Annotated in this window: 9 protein-coding genes; all 9 read left to right on the top strand. The window is 43.4% G+C overall.

Features of this window, described 5'->3' with window-relative positions:
- Nucleotides 1–341: 341 nt before the first annotated feature.
- The 9 genes from K0O23_RS17195 to K0O23_RS17155 all read left to right on the top strand — a co-directional run bounded on the left by K0O23_RS17195 (nt 342) and on the right by K0O23_RS17155 (nt 11,795).
- Nucleotides 342–2,345 (top strand): BatA domain-containing protein, encoded by a 2,004-nt coding sequence (locus tag K0O23_RS17195; RefSeq protein ID WP_219878684.1) that lies wholly within the window; start codon nt 342–344, stop codon nt 2,343–2,345.
- A 1-nt stretch (nt 2,346) separates the two neighbouring features.
- Entirely contained in the window at nt 2,347–3,609 is a 1,263-nt protein-coding gene (locus tag K0O23_RS17190; protein ID WP_219878683.1) for a dihydroorotase, read from the top strand.
- A 63-nt stretch (nt 3,610–3,672) separates the two neighbouring features.
- Nucleotides 3,673–4,182 carry a DUF4199 domain-containing protein gene (locus tag K0O23_RS17185; RefSeq protein ID WP_219878682.1) on the top strand — a complete coding sequence of 170 codons (510 nt, stop codon included), beginning with the start codon at nt 3,673–3,675 and terminating at the stop codon, nt 4,180–4,182.
- A gap of 26 nt (nt 4,183–4,208) precedes the next feature.
- Entirely contained in the window at nt 4,209–4,733 is a 525-nt protein-coding gene (locus tag K0O23_RS17180; protein ID WP_219878681.1) for a DUF4199 domain-containing protein, read from the top strand.
- Nucleotides 4,734–4,735: 2 nt separating this feature from the next.
- A complete protein-coding gene (locus K0O23_RS17175) occupies nt 4,736–5,710 on the top strand; it encodes a glycosyltransferase family 2 protein (protein WP_219878680.1) in 975 nt (324 codons plus the stop codon).
- Nucleotides 5,710–6,852: a glycosyltransferase gene (locus K0O23_RS17170; protein WP_219878679.1), complete on the top strand. Its 1,143-nt coding sequence runs from the start codon at nt 5,710–5,712 to the stop codon at nt 6,850–6,852. The genes K0O23_RS17175 and K0O23_RS17170 overlap by 1 nt, the downstream gene beginning before the upstream one ends.
- A gap of 304 nt (nt 6,853–7,156) precedes the next feature.
- Nucleotides 7,157–7,792: a hypothetical protein gene (locus K0O23_RS17165; protein ID WP_219878678.1), complete on the top strand. Its 636-nt coding sequence runs from the start codon at nt 7,157–7,159 to the stop codon at nt 7,790–7,792.
- A gap of 63 nt (nt 7,793–7,855) precedes the next feature.
- Nucleotides 7,856–10,636: a TonB-dependent receptor gene (locus K0O23_RS17160; protein ID WP_219878677.1), complete on the top strand. Its 2,781-nt coding sequence runs from the start codon at nt 7,856–7,858 to the stop codon at nt 10,634–10,636.
- Nucleotides 10,637–10,640: 4 nt separating this feature from the next.
- Nucleotides 10,641–11,795 (top strand): DUF4249 domain-containing protein, encoded by a 1,155-nt coding sequence (locus K0O23_RS17155; RefSeq protein ID WP_219878676.1) that lies wholly within the window; start codon nt 10,641–10,643, stop codon nt 11,793–11,795.
- The last annotated feature ends 60 nt before the right edge of the window (nt 11,796–11,855 follow it).

The following is an 11,855-nucleotide window of genomic DNA, read 5'->3' as shown; positions in this document are numbered from 1 at the left end:
AACAGAGAAGTTAAGCCCGGACGCGCCGATGGTACTGGGGTCACACCCGGGAGAGTAGGTGGCCGCCAACCCCAACACCGGGGCAGCATCCCATAAGGACGCTGCCCCGGTTTTTTTTTGACCAACAAAAAAAAAGATACCGGCACACATCACCTGTTGTACAGCCGGGGGCGTCAGCAAAAGACCGTGAATCTAAATTCGTCATATTAGAGTTGGAATTTCTCTTCTCTAGCCTTTTTATATTAATACTGCATCTCTTTTCGTTAACCATAGTTGAGGTTCTAAAGTATAGAAGCAGGTTATGCTGTTGCTTTTGGCCTATATCCTCTTTAACTTGTACTATGGCTTTTGTCTATCCCTCTTTCTTATTTGCGCTTGCAGCTATTGCTGTTCCGATTATTCTGCACTTAATTCAGTTGAGAAGGGCTAAGCGAGTAATTTTCAGTAACATTAAGTTTATACAGGTATCCAAAGACATTACCTCCAGTCAGAAGACGCTTAAGGAAATTTTGATTCTGATATGCCGTATACTGTTTATTTCTTTCTTGGTACTTGCCTTTGCGCAACCTTTCCTTCCGGCATCTAATCAAATTCTCCAAACTGATAATTCTGATGTGGCTATATTGGTTGACAATTCCTTTAGTGCACAAAATTTACAGGTTGAGAAGGATTATTCTGTTTTGACTGGCACTGTTGAAAGAGCTAAGTCAATAGTTAATCTATTCCCAGCCACAACCGCTTTTTCTGTTATATCTGGAAAACATTATGGTCGCAGTAGACCTTTAAATGCAACTGATGCAAAGATTAATCTTGAGGAACTAGATTACGCTGCTTCAGATTTCCCTTCCATTACAAGTGCGTTGTTTAAGCCTTCCCATGTTTTTATTCTGTCTGACTATCAGAAACAGTCATTTAATCCTTCAGCTTTGCAGCGATACGATTCTTTAACGCAAGTGCATGTTGTACCCATTGCTTCGGCTGGAAATTCAAATGTAGCTATAGATTCTGTGTACCTAGAAGATGAGTTTATAAGAAGTAACTCTGACAATTTATTGCATGTAAAGATTAGAAACACCGGTTCTGTTTCTTTAGATGATGTTCCAGTTAAACTTTTTGTGCAGAATAGCCAAGTTGCTGCATTAAGTATAGATTTGCCTGCGCAACAGACTACAGAAGCTGTATTAAATTTTACGATAAGAGACAATTTGTCACAGCAGGCTTATATTCAGGTAGATGATTTTCCAGTAGATTTTGATAATACGTATTACTTTACACTAAGTCCATCGTCAAGTATAATCATTTCTGAAATTACAGAGAATAAAACAAGTCCGTTGCAACGCTTGTTCAGTAGCGAACCTATATTTAAGTTTAATACTTATACTTCCGGAAATCTCGATTACGCTAAAATAGCTGCAAGCGATGTAGTTATACTTAACAGCCTAAATGACTTATCGGCGTCTTTGGCTGCAACTATAGCAAACTATATAAAAGCAGGGGGTACAGTTATGCTAAGTCCCGGCGCCAGTCCAGCCAAGAATGGTTATAGTAATCTATTTCAAGCATTAAATATTTCTGCAAATTTTTCTGGTGCTTCTAATCAGTCTACCAAAACAGTTTTAACGGCTCCTGATCCTAATAATCCTTTTTTTAAAAGTATATTTTCGGGCTACGATGCCAAGATGACAATGCCAGTTGCTAATCGTCAGTTGGTATGGTCCAAGTCGTCGGAGGACATTCTGAAATTCAGGGGTGGTGCACCTTACCTGTCGCGGTTTGACAGAGGAAATGGTAGGGTTTACTTAATGGCTGCGCCTCTCCTGGAGGAATATAATGGGTTAGTTAACCATGCTTTGTTTGTTCCGGTGATGTATAAGTTAGCTATATCTGGTTACAAGCAGGAACAGGCGCTGGCTTATACTTTACAAGATGGCACTATACGAATTCCTCTAAAGAGTACTACTGCAAAAGAAGGTGTTTACGAATTGCAGCAAGATAGTGTGTCTTTTATTCCAGAACAGCAAGTTCGGGGCGGAAGCTTATATTTTAACATACCAGCCGAGATGAATAAAGCTGGATTTTATACTTTAAAGCTACAAAATCAGGACCTTGCTACACTTGCTTTTAACTATAGCAAAAGTGAATCTCAGTTAGACCAATATACCCCCGATGAGCTTCGTGCCCTGATAGGAGATAGAAATAATGTGCATGTTTACAACTACGGTGATGCGTTTTCTGTGAAGGGTGAGTTCGAAAAAAGATATTTTGGCGTGAAGCTTTGGAAATATTGCCTAATATTGTGTCTGTTTTTCCTGATGGCCGAAATAGCACTTATTAGACTCCTCTAACATGAAAGTACTTCTCCAAGCAGCAACAATCTACAGCCCGCAATCCAAATTTCATTTACAGCAGCATAATATACTTATCGATAATGGTATCATTACCTACATTGGTGCTGATGAGCCAGAAGCTGATAAAATTGTAGCAACAGACGGCTTAAGCGTGTCTTGTGGCTGGATGGATATGCATGCCTATGTTGGTGAACCGGGCCATGAGTACAAAGAAGACATTCAAAGTATAGCAGCAGCGGCAAGCAAAGGCGGTTTTACAGAAGTACTATGCCTGCCTAACACTGATCCAGTCATCCAGACAAAAGGGGCTGTTAATTACCTCAAAAACCACTCAGCAAACTTACCCGTTACACTGCACCCCATTGCGGCAGCAACTGTGGATACAGCAGGTAAGGATCTTACGGAGATGATAGATCTTCACCAGGCTGGCGCAGTAGCTTTCTCGGATGGTATAAAACCGATACAGGGAGCTGATGTTATACTTAAAGCCTTACAGTATGTACAGCTGTTTAACGGTTTGCTGATGAACAAGCCTGAAAATGTACGCTTATCAGAGCATGGGCAAATGCACGAAGGAATTACCAGCACCCAACTTGGTATGAAAGGTATACCATCGTTGTCAGAAGAGGTTGCCGTAACCCGCGATCTGCAGTTGCTTGGCTATGCAGGCGGTAAAATGCATTTCTCTTTGGTTTCTACTGCTGCAGCCATAGAGGCCATTAGAAATGCCAAGGCGCAAGGGCTGCAGGTTACTTGTGATGTGGCCAGCTATCAGATTAGTTTTATAGACGAGACCATCGGCCTGTTCGATACAAACTACAAAGTGGCACCACCTTTCAGGAGCCAATCCGATGTAGAAGCTATAAAGCAGGGACTGGCAGATGGCACTATAGATGCACTGGTATCGGCGCACCTGCCACACGATACAGAAGCAAAAAAGCTGGAGTTTGATTTGGCAGACTTCGGTATCATAAACCTTGAAACAGCTTTTGCAGCAGCCAATACTGCCTTGGCAGGGGTGCTGGCAACAGAGCAGCTGATAGACAAGTTTGTAACAGGCCCACGCGCCATACTCGGCCATAATACACCAAAAGTAGAAGAAGGAGAGGTGGCTAATTTAACGTTGTTCCAGCCAAATGCGACCTGGGTACCAACGGAAACCGATACTTTATCTAAAAGTAAAAATTCACCTTTCTATGGCAAAGAGTTAAAAGGTAGGGTAGTAGGCATAGTTCATAAGGGGCAGATAGTGCTCCATTAGTCATTTTTAATATATTTATACTTATATTTAAATGCTGTTAGAGTAAAGCAGCAGAAAGCCATTATGTTCAATCAGACTATAATAAGAGTAGGTGTGCGCTATGGCGTGTTGTGTGGGGTAGTGTGTTTTGTGCTGGTAATGGTTTTATATTTTGCCGGAACAAACCCATTTGGCGATATGGGCCGCATCACATACCTGCCTATACCTATCTTTATTTTTCTAGCAATACGTTATTTCAAGCTTTTCCATGAAGGTGAGATTGGTTTTGGGCGTGGTTTTAGAGTTGGGCTTTCAGTATCTTTTTACACAGCTTTAAGTGCTGCTATGCTAGTGTTTTTGTTTGTAAGCTTTGCCGGGCCAGAAATTCTGCAGAACCACATTGCCGAAATGAAGATGCTACTGGAAGAAACAAGAGAAGAGCAGATTAAGCTGATAGGTAAGGAGAATTTTGAGACAGGGTATAAGGCAATCGATACGTTAACACCAAGTATGTTAGCTGCTGATGATTTTTTGAGGAGGATTCTGGTGGGTGGGGTATTCTCGTTAGTAGCGGCAGTTTTCTTCCGTAAATAATTTATACATAACTAACACTAACCTTTATGATCGAAACTCAACCACAAGCCTCTGTTACCTCTGTAGCCGTAAAATATGGCTTTCTTACTGCTTTAGTAGGAGTAGTGTACTCTCTTATTATTATGGTTACAGACTTAGGTGACAACCGCATTCTGAGCAGTCTGGCATACCTTATACTTATCGCAGGTATCGTACTTGCTATGAAGCAGTACAAGTCTGAAAACCACGGCTACATGTCTTATGGGCAAGGGCTGGGTATAGGTTCAATCGTATCTATTCTTTTTGGTCTGTTGTCAGGATTATTTACCTGGATCTATACTGAGTTTGTAGATACAGAGTATATGAGCCGTATGATGGAGAAACAGCGTGAGCAGATGATACAACAAGGCTTATCAGACGAGCAGATTGATGCAGGCATGAAAATGGCAGAGAACTTTCAGGGACCCGTTACTATGATTCTTGGTGCAGCCGTTATAACTTTGATCTTAGGATTTATACTGTCGCTGATTATTTCTGCCATTATGAAAAACAGCAGACCGGAGTTTGAATAAAAATGCAATACCCTTATGATATCTCGGTAGTAGTTCCTCTTTTTAACGAAGAGGAATCGTTACCTGAACTCGTGCGCTGGATCAAACGTGTGATGCATGCGCACGAGTTTTCTTATGAAGTTATACTTGTTGACGATGGTAGCACCGACCACTCCTGGGAGGTGATCAACCAGTTGGGTGCGGAGGATAATGCTGTAAAAGGCATTAGCTTTAATCGCAACTATGGTAAGTCTGCTGCCTTGAACGAGGGCTTTAAGCGCTGCTCCGGCGAAGTGGTTATTACTATGGATGCCGACCTGCAGGATAGTCCCGAGGAAATACCGGCCCTGTACGACATGATCAAAAACCAGAAGTATGACCTGGTTAGCGGTTGGAAAAAGAAACGCTTCGACCCACTCAGTAAAACAATACCTACCAAGTTATTTAATGCCGCTACCCGAAAGCTTTCTGGGATACAGCTGCACGATTTTAACTGCGGCCTTAAAGCCTACAGGCAACTGGTTGTTAAAACCATAGAAGTACATGGCGAGATGCACCGCTACATTCCTGTTATTGCCAAATGGAATGGCTTTACCAAAATAGCAGAGAAGCCTGTACAGCACCAGGAACGTAAGTATGGTGTAACTAAGTTTGGCCTGGAGCGCTTTGTATACGGTTTCCTGGACCTGCTTTCTATTACATTTGTCAGCCGCTTTAAAAAACGCCCAATGCACTTCTTCGGTACCATGGGTACTTTAATGTTTGTAGTTGGTTTAGGCATTACAGTATGGCTGATTGCCCAGAAACTTTTCGGGTTATATACTAACGGACGTGCACGCGACATAGTGGACCAGCCGCTATTCTTTCTGGCATTGGTGGCTGTTATACTTGGTGTACAGCTGTTTCTGGCTGGTTTCCTTGCTGAGATGATATCCCTTGGTTCTAACAAGCGGAATGAGTACCTGATCCGGGATAAAGTAGGAGCCTTAAAGAAATAATGGCCAGTAAGGTAGTTATCGTTGGCCCGGCGCACCCGTTGCGCGGCGGAGGTATGGCTACCTTTAACGAACGCCTGGCACTTGCCTTTCAAGAGGCTGGTGATGATGTAGAGATTGTTACGTTTAGTTTACAATACCCCACTTTCCTGTTTCCGGGCAAAAGCCAGTATTCTGACGAGCCTGCACCGGAGGGTTTAAGTATAAAAGTACTTATTAACTCTATTAACCCTATCAGCTGGTGGAAAACCGGCCAATACATACAAAAGCAAAAGCCTGATCTTGTTGTTTTCCGGTATTGGTTGCCGTTTATGGGGCCATGCTTGGGTACCATTGCCCGCATTATCCGCAGAAACAAGTATAGCCGCATATTGGCCATTACCGATAATGTAGTGCCCCATGAAAAACGTCCCGGCGATATTCCTTTCACAAAGTATTTCCTGAAAGCTTGCCACGGGTTCATAACCATGTCGCGTTCGGTGCAGCAGGATTTGGAGCAATTCGAACCAAAGAAGCCGAGTGTATACTTGCCGCACCCGCTCTATGATAATTTTGGAGCCGCAGAGACTAAAGAAGAAGCCTGTGAAGCGCTTGGCTTAGACTCTAAGTACAATTACATTCTTTTCTTCGGTTTTATCAGGGCTTATAAAGGCTTGGACATACTACTGAAGGCGCTGGACGATGGACAGTTAAAATTTCTCCCGAACCTAAGGTTGATTGTAGCAGGAGAGTTCTACGAGGATGCCACTCCTTACCAACAACTGATTGCGGAACTGAACCTGCAGGAAAAGCTAGTGCTCAGAACGGATTTTATCCCTAACTCCGAAGTACGCCATTACTTCTGTGCTGCCGACCTGGTGGTGCAGCCCTACAAGCACGCCACACAGAGTGGTGTTACGCAAGTAGCCTACCATTTTGATAAGCCAATGGTGGTAACCAAGGTTGGAGGATTAGCAGAACTTGTCCCTGATAGAGAAGTAGGATACGTAACCGCGCCTGAGCCTAAAGCCATTGCCGATGCCATATTTCGGTTTTATACTTCCGGAGATGCGCCTGTACTTATCCAAAACATCACAAAGTATAAAAAGCGCTTTAGCTGGCAGCGATTTGTGCAAGCTATCTGGGAACTTGCCGAGAAAGTATAGTTTATACTTAGTGGCCAAAGTATAAACTATACCGGGACAGCCTTCATATAATAACAACTCATTCAGCCTGTATATAAAGATGGTGAGGACGCACTGTAAATAATTAAGAAGCATTGCTTGTTATAACATTAAACTCTCTTATATTAGGCTTTTAATACAGCCGCTTTAACTACTATCTACTTTCTATCATCTGCTTATGCGACAGGGTTTACTACTCTATCTATACCTTTTTATTGCCTTTTTTCTCCCTTCTGCTCTCATAGCTCAGGTTGCAACTCCTGATACAAGCTTTGTGCAGCATAGCGTGGCAAATGCTGTTCAAACTTACAGAAGCACCATAGGCGCACATGCACTTCTTTATAATGGTACTGAATATTATGTACCTGCCAAGTCATACGCAGAAGGACATCAATTCTTTCAGGAGAAAACATTTCAGAATGGCAGTGTGCTCTATGATGGAGCCTGGTTTGAAGAGATACCTATACTCTACGATATTCTGATTGATGAACTTGTTACTTTGCATCCGGGTAGTAGCTACTCTCAGAAACTGGTAAAGCAGAAAGTAAATTCCTTTAAGTTAAGAGGCCATACTTTTGTACGTTTTGATGCAGATAGTGCTGCCGGTACTCAAATGCAACCCGGCTTTTACGACATGCTCTACAACGGCAGCATAAAAGTTTTTGCCCGCCGTGAGAAGAACTATCAGGAACGGCTTTCTGCTGACGGCAGGGAAGGAAAGTATACTATAGAAGATAAATTCTATTTATGGAAGGATGGTACTTATCAGCAGGTTGGCTCTAAAAGCTCTGTTTTAAAAGTACTAAACGACGAGAAAAAGAACCTGAGCAAATTTGCCAGAGCGAACAAACTCAAATTCAGGAGCCGGCGCGAAGAAGCTATTCTGAAAATTGCCCAACAGTACGATGCTCTAAAGAATTAATGTACTGCGGATATCAGCTACTTTCAATTCCATTATTTTCCAGTCTGCCGCTTAATCAACCATATGGCCAACCTTTACCGAAATCTTATTCTTCTCATCCTGCTGCTTTCCTGCTCTGTAGCCGCCAGCTCTGCGCAGATTGCCAATGATCCCCTCGTTACAGGGAATTATAACAATATGCCGTTTCAGAGCTTCGTTCAGGAGCTGGAAACTAAAGTGCCCTATACTTTTTACTTTGATCCAGCTTCCGTAGACACTGTGCTCATAAACCTGCAGGCCGAAGCAAAGCCATTGAGCCAGGTGCTTACGCAGGCACTGCAAGGTACCGGGCTGCATTTTGCCATTTACGGGGAGCAGAAACAGGTATTTATTACAAAAAAGCGTCCTATCTTAACGAGTTTGCCTGCTGGATTCTACAAAGGGAACAGTACAAACCCTAGTCCGGATCAGTTTACTGCAGAGCCATTTATAACCCGTGAAGAACCACAAAAAAAAGCTGCTTCAGAGATCAAGTTATATGAAATTGGTACACAGGGCAGTAGCAAAACAGGTAAGGCAAACCTGGCAGGTACGCTGCGCGATGCCAGAACAGGGGAGGCTATTATAGGTGCCTATATTTATATCGACTCTCCAACTGTAGGAACAGCATCTGACCAATACGGGTATTATTCTCTTACCTTACCTACCGGGAGGCACGAGTTAAAGATACGTGGTGTAGGTTTAAAGAACTCCAGGCGCCAGATCATACTTAACGGAGACGGTAAGCTTGATATTGAAGTAAAAGAAGATGTTAGATCGCTGAAAGAGGTACTGGTAGAAGCAGAGAAAGACCGTAATGTTTCCGGGTTGCAGATGGGCATGGAACGCCTCGACATCAGAACTATAAAGCAGGTGCCAACTGCCTTCGGCGAAACCGACATTCTGAGAGTGGTGCTAACATTGCCGGGTGTAAAATCAGTGGGAGAGGGTAGTACAGGCATGAACGTGCGCGGCGGCTCTACAGACCAGAACCTTATCCTGCTTAACGATGCCACCATCTATAACCCATCGCACTTATTTGGCTTTTTCTCTGCTTTTAACCCTGATGTTTTAAAGTCGGTAGAGTTGTATAAAAGTGCTATACCTGCCCGATATGGCGGACGCTTGTCGTCGGTATTAGAAGTATCGACTCGGGAAGGTAACAAGAAGCAGTTTGCCGGTTCTGGCGGCATAGGCCTGCTTACCAGCAGACTCACCCTCGAAGGCCCCATTGTAAAAGATAAAACCTCTTTTCTGATCGGTGGCCGAACCACTTACTCGGACTGGGTACTAAAGCAGTTGCCAAACGATTCGTTTAAAAACAGCGAGGCATCATTTTATGATGTAAATGCCCACATCAGCCACGAAGTAAACGAGAAAAACAGTTTATACTTTACTGGTTACCTGAGCAAGGATAGATTCAAACTGGCCGCAGATACGCTGTACAGATTTAAAAACCAGAACGCCAGCCTAAAATGGAAACATGTTTTCCATAACAAATTATACGGTGTTCTTACGGGCACTCACAGCCATTACAGTTACGATATATCTAACGAAGGAAATGCTGTAAATGCCGCAACGTTGGCTTTTGGCATTGATCAAACAGGCATACAGGCAGATTTTAACTACTTTCCAAACTCAAAGCATACAGTAGATTTCGGGGCCAGTTCTATACTTTATAACGTATCGCCTGGAAGTTTAACACCCCATAGCAGTGAGTCATTGATAACTGAGGATAAGTTGCAGCAGGAGCGAGCAGTTGAAAGTGCCGTGTTTATCTCAGACCGTATAGATTTGAGTCCGCGGCTCTCAGTATCTGCAGGCCTTCGTTACTCGGTATTTAATGCTTTAGGTGCACGAGATGTGTTTACCTATTTGCCTGGTGTGCCTAAAACGGAAAGCACCATCATGGATACCGTGTCTTTCGGTGCCGGCAAAACAATTGCTACATACCATGGCCCTGAGTTCAGGCTTTCGGCAAGGTATGGCTTAGGCGATAATTCATCTGTCAAAATCAGCTACAACAGGCTGCGCCAGTACGTGCACATGCTCTCTAACACAGCGTCTATGTCGCCTACCGATACCTGGAAACTTAGCGACAGCAATATAAAGCCGCAGGTAGGAGACCAGGTGGCACTAGGGTATTACAGAAACTTCAGGGCCAACACCATCGAGTTCTCGGGAGAGATTTACTATAAATGGATGCAGGATTTCCTGGATTATAGAAGCGGTGCCTCTATCATTATGAACCACCACATTGAAACCGATGTGGCCAATGCTGAAGGAAAGGCATATGGTGTGGAGCTGATGCTGAAGAAAGCAACCGGTAAGCTTAACGGCTGGGTAAGCTATACTTACTCCCGCACGCTGGTTAGGGTAAACGACCCAACCACGTCTGAGATCATAAACAGGGGCGAATACTATCCGGGCAATTTTGATAAGCCTCATGATTTTACACTTATCAGTAACTACCGCTTTAGCCAGCGCTTTAGCACCTCCCTTAACTTTACATACAATACCGGACGGCCAATTACCCTGCCGCTGGCCAAGTACTATGACGGAGGCACCCAGCGTATTCTGTACTCAGACAGAAACCAGTACCGCATACCCGATTATTACCGCGTAGATTTTGCCATGAATATTGAAGGCAACCACAAGATCAAAAAGCTTGCACACAGTTCCTGGACCCTGGCAGTGTATAACCTGACAGGGCGAAAGAATCCTTATTCCATTTATTTTAAATCAGAGCACGGTAGAATCAGAGGATATAAGATGTCGATATTCGGGCAGCCTATACCTACTGTAACCTATAATTTTAAGTTTTAAGCATATGAAGATCAAGAATTGGAGAGTTACCCTTGGTTGGTTTTTGATGCTGTTGGTTAGCAGCTGTGTAGAGCCTTATTCTCCTAAAGTGATGGAGGCTCCAAACAGCTTTCTGGTAGTAAATGGCTTTATTAATAGCAATGGCCCTACAACCATACAGTTACTCCGCACGCAGAACCTGTCCGATGAAAGTACGCCCCCTGCAGAGACAGGTGCAGTAGTTAAAATTGAGGCAGAAAACGGAGAAAACTACAGGCTGCAGGATATTGGTGGTGGAAATTATACCATCGGCAGTTTAACTCTTAACCCAGCAGTTAAATACAGGCTGTTTATCAAAACCAGGGATAACAAAGAGTATGTATCTGACTTTATCGAAGTAAAACAGACACCTGCCATCGACGAAGTTACCTGGAAGGCGGTAGACAATGAAGTACAGTTTTTTGTAAGTACCCATGATCCGAAAAATGATACCCGCTATTACAGATGGGAGTTTGAAGATACCTGGCACTTCAGACCTGCATTTCCAACCATATTTAAGTATGAGAACGGTGCTATACGTATCCGCGATGACCGGGATGAGGAGATCAGTAATTGCTGGAGAACAGAACGGTCTACTACCATAGAGCTCAGTAACTCTGCGAGGTTGAGCAAAGATGTGATCAGCAACTATAAATTACTTGCTTTGCCCTATAACTCAGAAAGAGTAGCCATAAAGTATAGCCTGCTGGTAAAGCAGTATGCGCTTTCCCGTCAGGCTTATGAGTACTGGGAAATACTAAAGAAGAACACAGAGAGCATTGGTACACTGTTCGACCCGTTACCTTCACAACTAACAAGTAACATACGCTGTACCACCAACCCGGAGGAGCCAGTTATAGGATTTTTATCAGCCTCTACGATGCAGGAAAAACGGATTTTCCTGGAAAGCAAAGATCTTCCGAGAGAATGGCGTCTGTTTAACCCTACCTGTATCGCTGATACGATGCTCCTGTCGCAGGGTAATATTGTTGACTACTTTAAGGGTGGATACAACATGCCTGTAAGCGAAGTATATCCTCCTAGTGGCGGTATGTTCCCGATAGGGTATGTGTACGCCTCCAGGGCGTGTGTAGACTGCACTGTAAGGGGCACAAATGTAAAGCCTGATTACTGGGAATAATGCGGAATATAAACTATCAAACCAAAGTGTTAAAGAACCAATATACTTTCTTACGATCTT

Origin of the sequence: Pontibacter aydingkolensis (assembly GCF_019443125.1) — a bacterium.
In the GTDB taxonomy this organism is placed as follows: Bacteria; Bacteroidota; Bacteroidia; order Cytophagales; family Hymenobacteraceae; genus Pontibacter; species Pontibacter aydingkolensis.
This window is presented reverse-complemented; position numbering and strand designations above follow the sequence as displayed.

Excerpts from the sequence above, each read along its gene's own strand:
- K0O23_RS17155 (WP_219878676.1), top strand. The coding sequence starts at position 10,641 with ATGAAGATCAAGAATTGGAGAGTTACCCTTGGTTGGTTTTTGATGCTG.
- K0O23_RS17195 (WP_219878684.1), top strand. The coding sequence starts at position 342 with ATGGCTTTTGTCTATCCCTCTTTCTTATTTGCGCTTGCAGCTATTGCT.
- K0O23_RS17190 (WP_219878683.1), top strand. The coding sequence starts at position 2,347 with ATGAAAGTACTTCTCCAAGCAGCAACAATCTACAGCCCGCAATCCAAA.
- K0O23_RS17180 (WP_219878681.1), top strand. The coding sequence starts at position 4,209 with ATGATCGAAACTCAACCACAAGCCTCTGTTACCTCTGTAGCCGTAAAA.
- K0O23_RS17170 (WP_219878679.1), top strand. The coding sequence starts at position 5,710 with ATGGCCAGTAAGGTAGTTATCGTTGGCCCGGCGCACCCGTTGCGCGGC.
- K0O23_RS17160 (WP_219878677.1), top strand. The coding sequence starts at position 7,856 with ATGGCCAACCTTTACCGAAATCTTATTCTTCTCATCCTGCTGCTTTCC.
- K0O23_RS17185 (WP_219878682.1), top strand. The coding sequence starts at position 3,673 with ATGTTCAATCAGACTATAATAAGAGTAGGTGTGCGCTATGGCGTGTTG.
- K0O23_RS17175 (WP_219878680.1), top strand. The coding sequence starts at position 4,736 with ATGCAATACCCTTATGATATCTCGGTAGTAGTTCCTCTTTTTAACGAA.